Origin of the sequence: Vibrio sp. B172a, assembly GCF_030248355.1 — a bacterium.
GTDB classification, from domain to species: Bacteria; Pseudomonadota; Gammaproteobacteria; order Enterobacterales; family Vibrionaceae; genus Vibrio; species Vibrio owensii.
This window is the reverse complement of record NZ_JAHGAC010000007.1, coordinates 1-17078: the sequence shown is the minus strand read 5'-3', so window position 1 is coordinate 17078 and position 17078 is coordinate 1. Positions and strand designations below refer to the sequence as shown.

Here is a 17078-nt window from a genome sequence, read left to right as displayed (position 1 = left end):
AGCTGATATCCAGCTTTAGTAGTTGCGAATAGCGGTGAAGGCCGCGAGCAACTTCTGTGAATCTTTTTTGCCTGGTGCGCTTTCTACACCAGAGTTTAAATCTAATCCCAAGCAACCTAGTGTCGCTGCTTGTTGAGCATTTTCTGGCGACAGTCCGCCCGCTAGCATAATTTGACTTGGGTCGCCGATCAGTGACCAGTCGAACACTTGACCGGTTCCGCCAGTTTGAGTGCCAACTTGCGCATCTAATAGATGGCGATCAATGTTGTCTGCAAGTAGTTCTGGCTTGGCATCAGTCACGCCGTAAGCTTTCCAAATTTCTACCGCTGCTGGCAGTTCGGCTTTGAGTTGGTTTACGTAAGCTTGGTCTTCTTGACCGTGCAGCTGCACTGCTTTTAAACCCAAAGAGGTCACGACAGAAGCAACAAAATCGATATCGTGATTTTGGAAAACGCCTACGTAGTTCAGTGGAGCACCGCTCATGGTTAAGCGCGCACCTTCAAGGTCGACCGCACGCTTCGACTTCTCGACAAAAATCAGGCCACCAAATACTGCGCCAGCTTGATATGCTTTTGCTGCGTCATCTGGGTGCGTTAAGCCACAGACTTTGTTTTCGCCTAACGTCACTTTACGTACAGCAAGTTCTAGGTTGTCTTCCGCCATCAGTGAACTACCAATCAAGAAGCCGTCTGCGTATTCCGCTAAATCACGAACTTGTTGATGGGTATAAATGCCAGACTCTGAAATTACCGTCGCGTTTGGTGCTAGTTCGCGAATTGTCGGTGCCAGTTCTTTAGTACGATTCAAATCGGTACTTAGGTCGCGAAGGTTACGGTTATTGATGCCGATAACGCGTGCGCCTAGCTTAACGGCACGATGAAGCTCTTCTTCGTTGCTCACTTCGGTCAGGATACCCATGTTCAGGCTGTGTGCTGCTTCTTCTAGCGCTTTGTACTCTTCGTCATTCAGGACAGAAAGCATCAATAGCACAGCATCAGCACTGTAATGACGTGCTAGGTAAACTTGGTAGGTATCTACCATAAAGTCTTTGCACAGAACGGGTTGTTTGACTTGACCACGCACTTGAGGAAGAAAGTCAAAGTTGCCTTGGAAGTACTTCTCGTCTGTTAGGACTGAAATCGCATCAGCATGGTTGTTGTAAACCGACGCAATGTAATCCAAGTCGAAGTGATCACGAATCAAACCTTTAGAAGGAGATGCCTTCTTACATTCGGTGATGAATGCCGTCTTTTCGCCACTCAGAGCATCGTAGAAGCAGCGGTCCGATGGCAGCAAATCAGACTGAAATGTGCTTAGCGGTTGAGACACCTTACGGTCTGCTACCCACTGATATTTGTCGCGGACAATTTTCGCCAGTACTTCTGCCATTTCTGCTTCTTTCTTAGAAACGTGTTCAGACAGGTTGTCAGCTTGCTGAGTGTTGAAGTCAGTCATCTTCTTCAATTCCTTAAGCGTGTGCGGCAAGTTGTTGTACCAAATGGTACGCTTTGCCTGAATTCATTGCCTCAATCGCTTGTTGCGTGTTGGCTTTTAAATCTTCGTGGCCGAATAGACGCATTAGCAGAGCAACGTTTACTGCCACTGCACCCAATTGTGCGTCTGTACCTTTACCCGTCAGAATATTGGTAATGATTGCTTTGTTTTCTTCAGGATCGCCACCTTTGATCGCTTCTAGTGGGTGTGCTTCAAGACCGAAATCTGCAGGCGTTAGTTTGTATTCTGTGATCTTACCGTCTTTGATTTCGGCAACGGTTGTTTCACCGTGAATCGCCACTTCATCCAAGCCACTGCCGTGTACTACAGCTGCGCGCTTCATACCCATTTGTAGCATGGTTTCTGCGATAGGACGAACCAGTTCTTCACTATAAACGCCCATCAATTCGATGTTAGGACGAGCAGGGTTAATCAGTGGGCCAAGAATGTTAAAGATGGTGCGTGTTTTCATGGTTTGACGCACTGGCATCGCATGGCGCACACCACCGTGGTATTGAGGTGCAAATAGGAAAGCGACACCAATATCGTCTACCGCTTTGCGCGTATCTTCTGCGCTCATAGCTAGGTTGATACCAAATGAATCAAGAAGGTCAGAAGAACCAGATTTGCTTGAAACGCTGCGGTTACCGTGTTTCGCTACTTTTAGACCACATGCTGCAGCAACAAACGCCGCAGTGGTTGAAATGTTGATGGTGTTGTGACCGTCGCCACCAGTACCTACGATATCTGCGAAATCGTAATCTGGACGAGGGAATGGGTTTGCGTTTACCAGCAGTGCTTTCGCTGCGCCCGCAATTTCATCTGGTGTCTCGCCTTTGATCTTTAGTGCAGTCAGTGCTGACGCCATTAAAATTGGGTCTAGTTCACCACGGATAATGATGTCGAATAGCTGTTGGCTCTCTTCCTGAGTAAGCGATTCTTGCTCGTACAGTTTGGTAATAATAGGGTTGATGATTGCTTCCATATTTCCTCTCCTAAATTTCTTATGTGCCAAGTGCTTTTTAAGCAGTGAGTGGGTTCGCTGAAGTTTGTTCTTCAAGTGCCCATTCAATGGCATTGGCCAACAGTGTTGCTCCGTAGGTCGTCATAATAGATTCCGGGTGGAACTGGAACCCGCAAACTTTATCTTCTTCATGTACAACAGACATTACCAAGTCATCTACTTCTGCTGTGATGTTTAGGCTCTCAGGAACCTTGGTCGCAACCAGCGAGTGGTAACGTGCAATCGCAAGTGGTGATGGTAGGTTTTGGTAAATCGCATGGTTTTGGTGCTCCATCATAGAGACCTTACCGTGAATGATTTCGCCTGCGCCAGCAACGGTGCCGCCGTATGCTTCAACAATCGCTTGGTGACCAAGACAAATCCCGATCATCGGCACTTTGCCTTTCATGCGTTGGATAAGCTCTGGCATTGAGCCTGCCTCTGACGGTGCGCCTGGGCCTGGCGATAGCAGGACCACTGGGTTTTCAAGCGCGTTTACCGCTTGTTCAATGGTTTCTGCTGGGATGTTGTTTCGGTAAATCTTGACTGAGTGACCTAGCGAGCGGAATTGATCCACAAGGTTGTAGGTGAACGAGTCAAAGTTGTCGATAAAAATGATATTAGCCATCTCTGAACCCTATTCCTTATTGTGACTTATGCGCTGCTTGGATAGCAGAGATTACCGCTTGGGCTTTGCCGCGCGTTTCGTCTGCTTCCGCTTGTGGATCAGAGTCGAACACCACGCCAGCACCAGCTTGAACTTGAGCAATGCCGTTTTCTACGTAAGCTGAGCGAATTACGATACATGTGTCGAGTGTGCCTTCACCAGTGAGGTAGCCCACAGCACCGCCGTAGCTTCCGCGTCGTACGCCTTCTACATCGCGAATCAACTGCATTGCACGAATCTTTGGTGCACCAGTGAGCGTGCCCATGTTCATACATGCTTGGTATGCATGCAGCGCGTCTAGGTCTTCACGCAGTTGACCAACCACACGAGATACTAAGTGCATTACGTGGCTGTAGCGGTCGACTTTTAGAAGGTCTGCTACGTGGCGAGTACCAGCTTGAGCAATACGAGCAACGTCGTTACGCGCTAAGTCAACCAGCATCATGTGTTCTGCGTTTTCTTTCATGTCGGTACGCAGTTCAAGTTCGATGCGGCTATCTAGGTCGAAATCAATCTCGCCGTTAGGGCGCTTACCGCGGCGACGAGTGCCTGCGATTGGGTAGATTTCAATTTGGTTAGTGTCGGTTTCGTACTTAAGCGCACTTTCTGGTGATGCGCCAAACAGAGTGAACAGCTCATCTTGCATGTAGAACATGTAAGGGCTTGGGTTACTTTGTTTCAGTTCTTTGTAAGCCGCTAGTGGAGAAGGGCAAGGTAGAGTGAATCGGCGAGATGGTACGACTTGGAATACATCGCCTTTCACTACGAACTCTTTTAAGTCGCGAACAGTTTGGCAGAAGTCTGCATCAGATACGCTTGGTTCTACCGTTACGTCAGCGATTTGTTTTGCGCTTGGCAGTAGTTTTGGCGCTGCACACTGAGCGCTGATTTCTGCAATACGAGTCTCTAACGCTGATTTCTCTGAACCATCAACAAACAACGTCGCTTTAAGCTGGCAAGATTCCGTTTGATGGTCGACAACAAGTAGTGTTTCCGCGACGTAGAAAACGTAATCTGGGCACTGGTTTGTTGCTTCTGCATTACCAAGCGGCTCGAAGTTGGCGACTAAGTCGTAGGCAAACAGACCACCAAGGAAAATCGCGTGTTTGTCTTGCTGTGAAATATCAAAACTATGCTGAACCAAACGCAGCGCATCGAAAGAAGAGGCTTCACGTAGGCGAGAGTCTTCATCCAACGTGTCGCATGGCTGGCTAAATTCCAAAGTTAGCGTTTCGCCATCGAACTTACTCTCAACATCACCACGGATGTTCTGGTTTAGGTGAGACAGTAGGTTTTTACCGTTGTTGGTCAAGGCGTGCATGCTAACAGTGTGGCCAAAGCAGACAATGCGAACCGCTGAATCTACGATCAGCAGGGATTTCAAATCTTGCTTCGAATCGATCTCAGCAGATTCCAGCAACAGGCTGTCAGTTTTGTTCTCACATAAAGTGTGGAACAAACGAGTCGGGTCTTGAGTATAAGGGACGGAAGCCGTTAGCACTTCAAGCTGTCCAAGTTTCTTAATTTCAATGGCCTTGTTCACAAGACCTCCTTATAGCTGTTTTACATCTTCCTGCCGTACATAGTCGCATAAAGCAAACGTTCACCCAATCAAGTTTTGGTCATATCCGATGAATGTTTGAGCAGTTGAATGTGAGATGGACGACAAAACAAAAAGCCCGCTGAAGTAGCGGGCTTTGTGACATTTAATTCTCTAAACTAGAAGTACACGTTCGCCCACCAAGAACTTGTCCAAGTGCGCCACCAAGCAAGGTCAGCAGATTTCATCTTATTCAGACGAACTGCAACTTTCGCTTCCTGGTTTTGGTTAAATTCTTGTAACATGGTGAGCCTTAAATTAGGTACTTCGTATTTGTGTACTAGTTAACTAGTGCAGAGGTGAAAAGTCAACCCCAAAACAGCATTAAAACGACAAAAAGATGAGAATTGATTTACACAGTCACACCACCGCGTCAGATGGTCGATTTGCACCACACGATTTAGTGGATAGGGCATTGAGTTTTGATATCGAGGTTTTGGCGATCACGGATCATGATACGGTTGACGGCTTAGCTCCGGCCAAGCAGTACGTTGAAGAGAATAATCTGCCGATAAAAATCATCAACGGTATAGAAATTTCGACTGTTTGGCAGAACAAAGACATCCATATTGTTGGATTGAACATCGATCCCGAAAGTCCTGCGCTGGCTGAGCTGATTCAACAGCAAAAAGCGCATCGTGTTGCCAGAGCAGAGATGATTGCTGAACGTTTGCAAAAAGCGACTCGCGAAGGTGTGCTAGAAGAAGTTCAGCAAATCGCGGGTGATGCGCCGATCACTCGTGCACACTTTGCCAAGTGGTTGGTGGATAATGGTTATGCCAAAAACATGCAGATGGTGTTCAAGAAATTTCTAACCCGCTCTAACCCAGGTTACGTGCCACCAAATTGGTGTTCCATGAAAGATGCGGTTGATGCGATTCATGCTGCTGGAGGCTCTGCTGTTCTTGCGCATCCGGGTCGTTATCAACTGACTGCGAAGTGGGTAAAACGCCTATTAGCCGCGTTTGTTGAAGCGGGCGGGGATGCAATGGAAGTGGCACAGCCTCAACAAGCGCAACAAGAAAGACGCAACTTGGCCGATTATGCTATACAATACAAACTATTAGCTTCTCAAGGCAGCGACTTTCACTATCCATCTCCGTGGATGGAATTGGGAAGAAACCTCTGGTTACCCGCGGGCGTAGAACCAGTTTGGAAAGATTGGGGTATTGATCCTTCGTTGGATAACGCTCAACAAGACGAAATCGAGAACCTATAAAAATATAGAGCCGAGAGGTTCGATAATGAGGAATTACAATGAGCCAGTTTTTTTACGTTCACCCAGAAAACCCACAGGCTCGCTTGATCAATCAAGCAGTAGCAATCATTCGTAGCGGCGGTGTAGTGGTTTACCCAACCGACTCAGGTTACGCACTAGGCTGTCAGTTAGAAAACAAACAGGCGTTGGAACGTATTTGTCAGATCCGCCGTCTGGATGATAAGCACAACTTTACTTTGTTGTGTCGTGATTTGTCGGAGCTTTCTTTGTACGCACGCGTAGACAACGCGGCATTCCGACTACTGAAAAATAACACGCCGGGTCCTTACACTTTCATCTTCAAGGGCACAAAAGAAGTGCCGCGTCGTTTGATGAATGCAAAACGTAAGACCATCGGTATTCGTGTACCCGATAACCGCATTGCACTAGACCTGTTGGAAGCGCTTGGTGAACCAATGATGTCTACGTCACTTATCCTACCGGGAAGCGATGTGACGGAATCGGACCCAGAAGATATTCGTGACAAACTAGAGCATGCTGTAGACGTGATCCTTAACGGTGGTTACTTAGGTGAACAACCAACAACGGTTATCGACTTCAGTGAAGGTGAAGCGGTTGTTGCTCGTGTTGGTTCTGGCGACCCGGCACCATTTGAGTAACTGGTTTTACTCTTAACAAAACAAGAAAGGGAGGCGTGAATGCCTCCCTTTTTACTTTGAATCCGCTTATTTTTGATTCAATGGAATGGTGTCAGTTTAGGCGAAATCGAAGATGTCGATGCCGTGGTGCTCAATGTAGTTGATGTAGCCTGCATCAATACCTTTCAGTGTCACTTCTACATTAAATTCGTCACTTGAGTAGACTGCCCAACCAAAGTCGTTGTAAGACAGTGTTAAGTCGTCTGCCGAGTCCAAGAATGTATCGCGAATACCATCGTTGTTAGTATCTAAACCCATATCAAAGACAAGCTTGTCGTGACAAATGTTGAAGTCGAGAATTTCTGATTTCACTTCGATGTCGTTTGAAGAAACAGGCTGATCGGGAACGCCAACAGCAAGACGGTTGGTCATTACGAACGTGTCATCGCCGCAACCACCCGCAATCACAGAATGACCATCACCGACAACTACGGTGTCGTCACCCCATCCCGCATTGATAAAGTTGTTGCCTGAGTAGTCGAAAATTGTATCGTCACCACAACCACCAAATAATAGGTCATTACCTAAGCCGCCAGACAAGTAATCATCGCCTGAACCGCCTGAGAGTAGGTCATTCCCTCTGCCACCTAGTAGGGTATCGTCACCACGACCACCGAAAACATAGTCGTTTCCACCAAAGCCAACAAACTTATCGTCGCCGCCAAAGCCGACAAAAATATCAGTCGTGTCTGAGCCTTTTGTGCCGGTCATATTGTCATCTTCTGAGGTGCCAAATATCCAATTTAGGTCAAGATTTGTATGAGACATTTATTATTCCTTTTCATCTGATTAAGGGAGCTAGCAAGCTGTAGGGTTATCTTTCTTATAGCCCTGACAATTTTATCAGGTAGGGGATTTTTTAAGAGGTGGACACAGACCCATAATAGTGCGGTTCTACTGCCGATGAGTCTGGTACTAAGTTGGAGAAGATGATGAGTTTAGTGTGAGTTTCCGAAGGACATTCTGCAGTGACAATATCGACGATTTTGCTTACATTAAATCAGAGAATCTCGTATAATGTCCGACCGAAAAAATCCCAATAGGTTGGGTAACTTGCACAATTGAAGACCAATTCTGGTCTCGACGTCTGTGAAGACGACACATAGGTAGATAAATGAGCGAAAAGTTACAAAAAGTATTAGCACGTGCTGGACACGGTTCTCGTCGTGAGATTGAATCGTTAATTAAATCTGGTCGCGTTAGCGTGAACGGAATCGTAGCTAAACTTGGTGAAAGACTAGAAGATGAGAACAGCGTAGTTCGTATCGACGGTCACATTGTGTCTGCGAAGGCACAAGAAGAAGTGATCTGTCGTGTATTGGCTTACTACAAGCCAGAAGGTGAACTATGTACTCGTCACGATCCTGAAGGTCGTCGCACTGTTTTCGATCGTCTGCCAAAAATTCGTGGCTCTCGTTGGATTTCAGTTGGTCGTCTTGATGCGAACACATCTGGCCTGCTGCTTTTCACAACGGATGGTGAGTTGGCAAACCGCCTAATGCACCCAAGCCGCCAGGTTGAGCGTGAATACCTAGTACGCGTATTTGGTGAAGTGAACGAAAAGAAAGTTCGCAACCTAGTAAGTGGTGTTGAACTTGAAGATGGTATGGCTCGTTTTGAAGACGTAGTACATGCGGGTGGTGAAGGTATGAACCACACGTTCTACGTAGTGATTAACGAAGGTCGTAACCGTGAGGTTCGTCGTTTGTGGGAATCTCAAGAATGTACGGTTAGCCGTCTAAAACGTGTTCGTTACGGTGATATCTTCCTAGACAAGAAACTGCCTCGTGGCGGTTGGATGGAACTAGACCTGAAAGAAGTAAACTACCTGCGTGAGCTTGTAGAACTTCGTCCAGAGAAAGAAACCATGCTTGATCTAAATAAAGACAACACATCACGTAAGCGTGAACGTGCTCGTAGCCAAAAAATTCGTCGCGCAGTTAAGCGTCACGAAGAGCGTGTTAACACACCAAAAGGTCGCAGCAACAATCCTTCTCGTCGTAAACCGAAGAAGGCTGCCGGTGACCAAGGCGCACGTAACAAGCATCGTTAATCGATAGCAGAAAATCAGAAAGGCTTGCCACATTGGCAAGCCTTTTTCTTATCTAGCGTTTCGCGTTCCCAATCTTTCGTTTTTGCCAATCACAAATAACTGTTAATCGTAGGCATAAAAAAACACCAGCGTGAGGCTGGTGTTTTTGATCATGATGAGGAAATCGTTAATCACGTTTCCAAAGCATATGACAGAACTTATGTTCTGGGTCTCGACTGATTAGCATACGAGCAAAAACGTCATCAAGTACGTCATTTTCCTCGTTTACTAAGCCGATTCGAACTTCTGCATACACTTCTTTGTCGATATCGAAGCCAACGTGTTCAACCCAGTCATCACCAGTTTCAACAAGTTCTGCGGCACCACGATCTTCAAATTGCGCAGTAAACAGAATGACATCAGCTGGCTCTAGGTTATCTGGAGCCATCTCAAGGAAGATGTCGTACGCAGCGTCGATAACGTCGTCGTAAGAAATCAAATCAGACATACTTATGCTCGGCTCATGTATTTACGTTCAGTCGTGTTGATGATTACACGGTCACCAGTCGCGATGTACTCAGGAACTTGAATAACAAGACCTGAAGCAAAGCGTGCAGGCTTAGTACGTGCAGATGCAGATGCACCTTTAATTGAAGGATCAGTTTCTTCAATCACTAGCTCAACAGAAGAAGGAAGCTCGATACCAACAGCAGAGCCGTTGATTAGGATAAGGTGAATACCTTGAGTGTCTTCGTTGATGAACAGAAGCTCATCTTCAACTTCGTTGTGCTTGAATGTGTATTGTGAGTAGTCTTCGTTATCCATGAAGATGTGCTCATCGCCATCAGCGTATGAGTACACAACTGCACGTTTGTTCATTTCTACAGTTTCAACAACGTCATCAGACTTGTAACGCTCGTCTACACGCGCACCAGTGTTTAGATCTGTACAGCGCATTTTGTAGATTTTAGCGCCGCCACGACCACCTGGAGTGGTTACTTCGATGTCTTTTACTAGAAGAGTTTTACCATTAGACTCGATTGCGAAGCCTTTTTTGATTTCACTTGCCTTTGGCATTGTATTTTCCTATTTACACTTATTAAGCAAAACTTGGTGATTATAGCGCTAAGTTGCTTGTCTGGCATCAAAATTCCGCACAGTAATTTGCAGGTCAATAAGGGCTTTAATGGGCTTGATTCAAACGCTAGGCTAGTGGATCATATAGCCCATCGTCCGTTAAAAACTTGAGATCGCGTTTTCTTCAATGTCTCTCCCTGTCATCGACCCAAAGCATCCATTCCAACCTGAATTTGAACCTCTGCTAAGAGAAGTTCTGGCGTGCCTTAAAGGCGGGCTAGGGGCCAATCTTCATAGTGTCTACGTCTATGGCAGTGTGGCACGCAAGTCGGCGGTTGCAGGAAAATCGAATCTCGATATGGTCGTTGTCACTAAGTCGAGCTTTGAAAACAATCGCGCTACTTTGTTGAACACCATCAAATGGCGTGCTCAACAGGGGTACCCTCACGTTAAAGGGGTATCGATTCGTACCGCCTTGGTGAGTGAGGTCGCAAACCTAGACAGCATTTTTACTTGGGGCTTTATGCTCAAACACTGCTGCGTGTGCGTTTACGGAGATGATCTGGCGGATTGTTTTGGCGATTATGTGCCAAGTTGGGAGATTGCGAAGCACTGGAACATGGATGTCGAAGACTGGCTATCGGTGTATCGCACTAAGATAGTACAAGCACAAAGCATTGAAGAACTGGTCAGTGCCCAAGTGACTATCGCTAAGAAGTTACTTCGTGCGTCGTACTCGCTTGTCATGTATCGAGACAAACGTTGGTTTGATGATCCGCTTGAATGCGGGGAGCAATTTTTACGATACCATCCAGAAAAGCAGCTTGAGATAGAACGCCTTGGCATTTTGCTCTCTGGTCGTGCTATCCCGAAACGTTCTGTGATTGGTTTAATTGACGGTTTTGGTGAGTGGTTGGTGGCTCAGTACCAAAAGACCGAATTTCGTATTGGGTAACGTCAGCTAGCGTTAACTCCATTCAATCTAGAAGCTGATTTAGAACAGCCCCATCTGCGGCGCAGATAACTGCTCGAAGTCTGTGCCAATAAACGGCAAAATCGCATCCGCAACCGGCTTTAGCTGTTTATCAATGTAATGCTGGTAGTCGATAGGGCTATTGAGATACTCGTGTGGCTCAGGCCCATTCACTGTAATTAAGTATTCTATTCGACCTCGGTTTTGATATTGCAGAGGGCGACCGAGTTTGGCATTGATGTCGTCGGCTAAACGCGCAGCGCGTACTTGCGGCGGAATATTTTTCTGATACTCATGCAATTTGCGTCGCAAGCGCTTTTGATACACCAACTGATCATCAAACTCACCGGCATTGGTCTTCTCAACCATCTCTCGTACGTAATCACTAGGGTCTTCACCGTGGAAGATCATTTGGTACAAGGTGTTTTGGAATCGCTGCGCCAGCGGTGTCCAGTCTGTACGTGCGCTCTCTAACCCTTTAAAGATGATGCGTTCTTGTTGGCCTTCACCAATCAGGCCTGCGTAGCGCTTTTTCGAGCCCGTTTCCGCACCTCGAATGGTTGGCATCAAGAACTTGCGGTAATGGGTTTCGTATTCAAGTTCAAGAATCGAGTTGAGGTTGTACTCACTGCGCAGATGATCATTCCACCATTGGTTGATGTAATCGACCAGTTCATTACCAATTTTATCTGCGTCTGCTTGGCTATATGCGCCATTTAAAGATACAAAGGTTGAGTCGGTGTCGCCATAGATCACTTGATAACCTTTGTCCTCAATCAGAACTTTGGTTTGCTTCATGATTTCGTGCCCACGCATGGTGATGCTAGAAGCAAGGCGGGTATCAAAGAAACGACAACCGGAAGAACCAAGCACACCATAGAAAGAGTTCATGATGATTTTGATGGCTTGTGAGAAGGCTTTCTCATTATTCTTCTTGGCAACATCTCGCGCTGCCCAGAGCTTTTCGATCATCTCTGGTAAGAAATGCTTTGAACGATGGAACTGACCGCCACGAAATCCCGGCACGGCTTCATCTTCTGCTTTGCCGATTTCAAGCTGCAAACCTTCGACTAAGCCCATAGGGTCAATCAGAAATGAGCGAATAATAGAGGGGTACAGACTCTTAAAATCGAGCACCAATACGGAGTCATAAAGGTTAGGGATAGAGTCCATCACATAGCCGCCCGGGCTAGCTATCCAGTTTTCTGGATGCAGATTTGGCGCAACATAACCGGCTCGGTGGATTTGCGGCAAATACAAATTGGTAAACGCGGCCACTGAGCCTCCGACGCGATCCAGTTCTACACCTGTGAGGCGAGAGCGTTCAATCGCAAAGTCGAGTAGGTGAGTGTGGTCAAAAATCTTGTTCACCAACACACAATCTTGCAGGTTGTATTTAGCCAAAGATGGTTTGTCTGAACGGTACATGCGATTGATTTCATCCATTCGGTCATGCACGTTATGGATCTCTTTACCTTCGCCAAGCAGTTCTTGTGAGACAGATTCTAATGACCATGAGCGGAAGTGGTACGTCGCGGTTTTCAGCGTATCGATACCATCCAGCACTACACGACCGGGTATAGAGATAAAACCTTGTTGGCTTTGCGCGGAGCTACGGAAAAAACTCGGTTGGTCTGCTCGGCCTAACATCAACTTCATATTGTGCCACTCTGCGCGTTTATGCAGCAGGCGAAAATCGAAGTCGATAACGTTCCACCCAACAATCACATCTGGGTCGAACTGCTTAAACCACGCGATTAAAGCATCGAGCAAAGCCTTCTCGTCTTTTACCCATTGAATTGGCGTGTCTGATTGTTCCGGTTCGCCAATCATAATCACGCGTGAATCAACAGGGCTATCTAAACCAATCGAATAAAGAATGCCTTTCTCTGAGCATTCCAAATCTAGAGAGACCACATGCAGCTTAGGTTGGTATTCACCTGTTCGGCACTTTGCGTTTTGGACGCGTTGGAACCCGTTTCGAGATTGCAGATTCCCGGTAAACTCCATGCTGCCTTTTATAAAGCGTTCCATCAGATAACGGTCGGCAAGCCGTACATCGCCCTCGAAATGGACTATGTCATTTTGCTTAAGTTCATCTTGTAGGGCGAACGCGTCTTTTGTGGTCTGGGTATAACAGGCGGCTAAAGGTGTTAGTTGGAAGTTCTTTAACTCTAGCGGGCGTATGTCGACAGCAATTTGCTTAGCAGCGGCAAATTGTTTGGTTTGTTCGATTTGCGCTTGTTCAATAAAGAAGACAGGTCTTTCTCCTTGAATCAACAATTGGGTCGGACCATTCTCGGTCGAAAGCCACAACTCTATTTGAGTTTGACCTTTGATGTCTCGGGCTTGGCGAGTGAGAAGGAAGCCTTGTTGGATGTTCAATAGAGAGAAACCTTGTAAATCAGTGAAGAACGTATTCTATCATTAAGAACTGTAAAAATAACCAGTGAAAAGTAATGCTCTATTTTGCTGGTTAAATCGTGATGCCGTGGGTGTACAAAAGCTGAGATATGTCGCTTATGAAATAACCATTTATGGGTGATATTGCGTTTTGCTGAGCAAAGTGAAATCTAGCTGCTTGATTTATTGGAGCTTATGTTGTTAATTAGCTTGTCTTAAAATTCGGCTTTGCACAGAGCGCACTCAAATAATAGAGTGGTTTATGAATAAGTTCTTGCCAAACTTTGCGTTTAAGCACATATTCATAGAAAGCAATTTTTTGCCATATGCGTTAGTATATAGGCACTCATACTGATATCCACATTTGACAAATGTTATGTGGGTGCAGAGCCAATAAAAGTGTGGAGATACAAGTTTGATAAATGTTTTCCTTGTAGATGATCACGAGCTGGTTCGCACAGGGATACGACGTATTATTGAAGACGTCCGTGGAATGAACGTAGCAGGAGAAGCTGACAGCGGTGAAGAAGCAGTAAAATGGTGTCGTAGTAATCATGCTGACGTCGTTTTAATGGATATGAACATGCCAGGAATAGGCGGCTTGGAAGCCACGAAAAAGATTCTTCGCGTGAATCCTGATGTAAAAATCATCGTACTAACCGTTCATACGGAAAATCCGTTCCCAACTAAAGTGATGCAGGCGGGTGCTTCTGGTTATTTAACTAAAGGCGCGGGTCCTGATGAAATGGTTAACGCAATTCGTGTGGTTAACAGTGGGCAGCGTTACATCTCGCCAGAGATTGCGCAGCAGATGGCATTGAGTCAATTCTCACCTGCCTCAGAAAACCCATTTAAAGACCTTTCTGAACGCGAACTGCAGATCATGATGATGATCACCAAAGGCCAGAAAGTAACGGATATTTCTGAACAATTGAATTTAAGTCCAAAAACAGTCAACAGTTACCGCTACCGACTGTTTAGCAAACTGGACATTAATGGTGACGTTGAGTTAACACACTTAGCGATCCGCCACGGAATGCTGGACACCGAGACCCTTTAGTGTGAATCAACCCTTCGATTCGGCTTCCTTTCTCAAGACAGTAACTCATCAGCCCGGCGTTTACAGAATGTACAACGCCGAGGCTGTTGTCATTTATGTAGGCAAAGCCAAAGATCTCAAAAAGCGCCTCTCAAGCTACTTTCGTAAAAAAGTAGATAGCGAGAAAACGCGCGCTCTCGTAAGCAATATTGCTAAGATTGATGTCACGGTCACTCATACCGAGACGGAAGCGCTCATCCTTGAGCATAACTACATCAAGCAATACTTACCGAAATACAACGTACTTCTGCGTGACGATAAATCGTACCCTTATATTTTCATTAGCGGTCACAAACATCCGCGATTGTCTATGCATCGTGGTGCGAAAAAGCGTAAAGGTGAATACTTTGGACCGTATCCAGATTCGGGCGCGGTACGAGAAACCTTGCACCTTTTGCAGAAAACCCTCCCTGTTCGCCAGTGTGAAGACACAGTGTATTCCAACCGAACCCGTCCATGTTTGATGTATCAAATTGGTCGCTGTGCAGGCCCATGTGTGAGCACGATTATTTCGGATGAAGAATACGCCGAGCTGGTGGGCTTTGTTCGTTTGTTTTTACAGGGTAAAGATAAGCAAGTACTTGAGCAGCTCATTGAGAAGATGGAAGTGGCAAGCCAACAACTTCGTTTTGAAGATGCGGCCAAATTCCGCGACCAGATCCAAGCGATTCGACGCGTACAAGAACAACAGTACGTGTCAGAAGACAGCATGGATGATATGGACGTGCTTGGTTTTGCCCAAGAAAACGGCATTGCTTGTATCCATATCTTGATGATTCGTCAGGGTAAGGTGCTAGGCAGTCGCAGTCACTTCCCTAAGATTCCACAGAACACCAGTCAGCAAGAAGTGTTTGATAGCTTCCTTACTCAGTACTACTTAAGCCATAACGAGGCGCGTACTATTCCTTCTCGCATTATCTTGAATCAAGAGCTAGGTGGCGATATAGAGCCTATTCAGCAAGCTCTGAGTGACGTAGCGGGGCGTAAGGTTCAATTCCACACCTCACCGACAGGATCGCGTGGTCGTTACCTCAAGTTGTCCAATACCAATGCGTTGACGGCGATTACCACTAAGATCAATCACAAGATGACCATCAATCAGCGTTTCAAAGCACTGAGAGAAGTCTTAGGTATGGAAACCATCGCTCGCATGGAGTGTTTCGATATCTCGCATACGATGGGCGAGAGCACTATTGCTTCCTGTGTGGTGTTCAACAGTGAAGGTCCAGTCAAGCAAGAGTATCGTCGCTACAACATCACAGGCATTACGGGTGGTGATGATTACGCGGCGATGGGACAGGCATTAGAGCGTCGTTATTCGAAGCAACTTGATGTAGAGAAGATACCTGACATTATCTTTATCGATGGTGGTAAAGGGCAATTGAATCGTGCTCATGAAATCATTTCGCAGTATTGGGGAGATTGGCCAAAGCGTCCGACTATGATTGGTATCGCGAAAGGGGTGACACGTAAACCAGGTCTTGAAACCTTAATTACCGTAGATGGTGAAGAATTCAACTTGCCAAGTGATGCACCAGCGTTGCACCTGATCCAACATATTCGAGATGAGAGCCATAACCATGCCATCGCAGGGCATAGAGCGAAACGTGGAAAAACGCGTCGTACCAGTGCTTTAGAGGGAATTGAAGGCGTTGGACCAAAACGTCGTCAAGCTTTGCTCAAATACATGGGTGGTTTACAGGAATTAAAGCGTGCAAGTGTCGAAGAAATCGCCAAAGTACCGGGAATTAGTCACTCTTTGGCAGAAATTATTTTCCAAGCATTGAAACAATAAGGAAAATCCCGCAACATTAAGCCGCAATGTGTAAGAGAATAATAAAATGCGTTTGAATATCCCGAACATTCTATCTCTACTAAGACTGTTCCTAATCCCAGTTTTTGTGGTTGTTTTCTATCTACCTTACTCTTGGGCTCCTTTTGCAGCAGCAATGGTTTTCTGGGTTGCAGGGTTTACCGATTGGTTAGACGGCATGCTAGCTCGTAAGTTAGGCCAAACCTCTCGTTTTGGTGCCTTCATCGACCCAGTCGCTGATAAGGTCTTAGTCGCCACTGCTCTGATTATGATTACGGAGCACTACCACACGATTTGGGTAACCATTCCTGCGGTAACTATGATAGCGCGAGAAATCATCATCTCTGCATTGCGTGAATGGATGGCAGAAATCGGCAAACGAGCCAGTGTTGCGGTTTCTTGGGTCGGTAAAGTAAAAACCGTGTCTCAAATGTTCGCATTGTGGGTGTTGATTTGGCGTTACGATGATTGGATGGTATGGCTAGGCTTTGGCGCTCTTTATATCGCGACTTTCCTAACGTATTGGTCGATGGTTCAATACTTAGCGGCAGCGAAGGATGATTTGCTCAACGAAGAACACCATTAATCAGACAACACATAAATAGCATTTTAAGAAGCAGGCGATATAGCCTGCTTTTTTTATGCCTCGGATTTGTGATGAAGAAAAATGTGACATAAGTCTTGTTTTTAATCCGACTAAACGCTTAGTGCGGTTTGTTCCTTTAATTATCGATAGTTAATACAAGAAGGAACACCACGGAATAGGTGAAAGGTGTAGCTCGATATTCATGATAAACAAGAGTATTTGGGCTAATCTCAGTATTAAAACTAATCAATTTACCGTCTTTCGCACAAATTCTGGTCAAACGATTTAAAAAAATAAAAATAGTGTTGACTCGATCGTCCGAATCCGTAGAATGCATTCCGTACCCAAGAGAGCACAGCTTGAAAGGGTGGTGAAAGAAGCAATGCTTACTTCACAAATGAGGCGCCTTGGCAG

16 protein-coding genes and 1 other annotated feature are annotated in these 17078 nt (G+C 45.9%); of the genes, 7 read left to right on the top strand and 9 right to left on the bottom strand.

All coding sequences use genetic code 11. The annotated features are described in order from the left end of the window. Nucleotides 1-15: 15 nt before the first annotated feature. From trpCF to KIT90_RS08050, 5 genes are all read right to left on the bottom strand, one after another. Complete coding sequence (gene trpCF, locus KIT90_RS08070; protein ID WP_285376144.1) at nucleotides 16-1455, bottom strand: bifunctional indole-3-glycerol-phosphate synthase TrpC/phosphoribosylanthranilate isomerase TrpF; 1440 nt, start codon at nucleotides 1453-1455, stop codon at nucleotides 16-18. Nucleotides 1456-1468: 13 nt separating this feature from the next. After that, nucleotides 1469-2479 (bottom strand): anthranilate phosphoribosyltransferase, encoded by a 1011-nt coding sequence (gene trpD, locus KIT90_RS08065; protein ID WP_285376143.1) that lies wholly within the window; start codon nucleotides 2477-2479, stop codon nucleotides 1469-1471. A gap of 37 nt (nucleotides 2480-2516) precedes the next feature. Then, entirely contained in the window at nucleotides 2517-3125 is a 609-nt protein-coding gene (locus tag KIT90_RS08060; protein ID WP_285376140.1) for an aminodeoxychorismate/anthranilate synthase component II, read from the bottom strand. Nucleotides 3126-3141: 16 nt separating this feature from the next. Then, nucleotides 3142-4707, bottom strand: coding sequence for an anthranilate synthase component 1 (locus KIT90_RS08055; protein WP_285376138.1), 1566 nt, complete (start codon nucleotides 4705-4707; stop codon nucleotides 3142-3144). A 126-nt stretch (nucleotides 4708-4833) separates the two neighbouring features. Beyond that, nucleotides 4834-4937: a sequence feature (Trp leader region), on the bottom strand. Continuing rightward, nucleotides 4884-5009, bottom strand: coding sequence for a tryptophan operon leader peptide family protein (locus KIT90_RS08050; RefSeq protein WP_009706915.1), 126 nt, complete (start codon nucleotides 5007-5009; stop codon nucleotides 4884-4886). (Overlaps the previous feature by 54 nt.) Before the next feature lie 95 nt (nucleotides 5010-5104). Between KIT90_RS08050 and KIT90_RS08045 the strand changes: the two genes are divergently transcribed. After that, nucleotides 5105-5983, top strand: coding sequence for a PHP domain-containing protein (locus KIT90_RS08045; protein ID WP_208445036.1), 879 nt, complete (start codon nucleotides 5105-5107; stop codon nucleotides 5981-5983). A gap of 38 nt (nucleotides 5984-6021) precedes the next feature. Then, entirely contained in the window at nucleotides 6022-6642 is a 621-nt protein-coding gene (locus KIT90_RS08040) for an L-threonylcarbamoyladenylate synthase (protein WP_005434958.1), read from the top strand. 96 nt (nucleotides 6643-6738) lie between these two features. Here KIT90_RS08040 and KIT90_RS08035 read toward each other — a convergent pair whose 3' ends face one another. Then, on the bottom strand, nucleotides 6739-7449 hold the full coding sequence (locus KIT90_RS08035; protein ID WP_009706913.1) for a calcium-binding protein: 711 nt from the start codon (nucleotides 7447-7449) through the stop codon (nucleotides 6739-6741). A gap of 346 nt (nucleotides 7450-7795) precedes the next feature. Between KIT90_RS08035 and rluB the strand changes: the two genes are divergently transcribed. Beyond that, entirely contained in the window at nucleotides 7796-8734 is a 939-nt protein-coding gene (gene rluB, locus KIT90_RS08030) for a 23S rRNA pseudouridine(2605) synthase RluB (RefSeq protein ID WP_005434955.1), read from the top strand. 166 nt (nucleotides 8735-8900) lie between these two features. Here the strand turns inward: rluB and KIT90_RS08025 are convergent, their stop codons facing one another. Together KIT90_RS08025 and yeiP are read right to left on the bottom strand one after the other, a co-directional pair. Next, entirely contained in the window at nucleotides 8901-9221 is a 321-nt protein-coding gene (locus KIT90_RS08025) for an HI1450 family dsDNA-mimic protein (protein WP_005431208.1), read from the bottom strand. A gap of 2 nt (nucleotides 9222-9223) precedes the next feature. After that, nucleotides 9224-9790: an elongation factor P-like protein YeiP gene (gene yeiP, locus KIT90_RS08020; protein ID WP_005431209.1), complete on the bottom strand. Its 567-nt coding sequence runs from the start codon at nucleotides 9788-9790 to the stop codon at nucleotides 9224-9226. 187 nt (nucleotides 9791-9977) lie between these two features. Here yeiP and KIT90_RS08015 point away from each other — a divergent pair, with 187 nt between their 5' ends. Then, nucleotides 9978-10745, top strand: coding sequence for a nucleotidyltransferase domain-containing protein (locus tag KIT90_RS08015; protein ID WP_270050464.1), 768 nt, complete (start codon nucleotides 9978-9980; stop codon nucleotides 10743-10745). 39 nt (nucleotides 10746-10784) lie between these two features. Here KIT90_RS08015 and KIT90_RS08010 read toward each other — a convergent pair whose 3' ends face one another. Beyond that, nucleotides 10785-13148 (bottom strand): DNA polymerase II, encoded by a 2364-nt coding sequence (locus KIT90_RS08010; RefSeq protein ID WP_285376133.1) that lies wholly within the window; start codon nucleotides 13146-13148, stop codon nucleotides 10785-10787. A 433-nt stretch (nucleotides 13149-13581) separates the two neighbouring features. Between KIT90_RS08010 and uvrY the strand changes: the two genes are divergently transcribed. From uvrY to pgsA, 3 genes are read left to right on the top strand one after another with little or no spacing between them, the layout of a single operon-like run. Continuing rightward, nucleotides 13582-14226, top strand: coding sequence for a UvrY/SirA/GacA family response regulator transcription factor (gene uvrY / locus KIT90_RS08005; protein ID WP_005434947.1), 645 nt, complete (start codon nucleotides 13582-13584; stop codon nucleotides 14224-14226). A 1-nt stretch (nucleotide 14227) separates the two neighbouring features. Further along, nucleotides 14228-16060 carry an excinuclease ABC subunit UvrC gene (gene uvrC, locus KIT90_RS08000; protein WP_285376131.1) on the top strand — a complete coding sequence of 611 codons (1833 nt, stop codon included), beginning with the start codon at nucleotides 14228-14230 and terminating at the stop codon, nucleotides 16058-16060. Between the two features lie 46 nt (nucleotides 16061-16106). After that, entirely contained in the window at nucleotides 16107-16664 is a 558-nt protein-coding gene (gene pgsA, locus KIT90_RS07995) for a CDP-diacylglycerol--glycerol-3-phosphate 3-phosphatidyltransferase (protein WP_009706909.1), read from the top strand. Nucleotides 16665-17078: the final 414 nt, after the last annotated feature.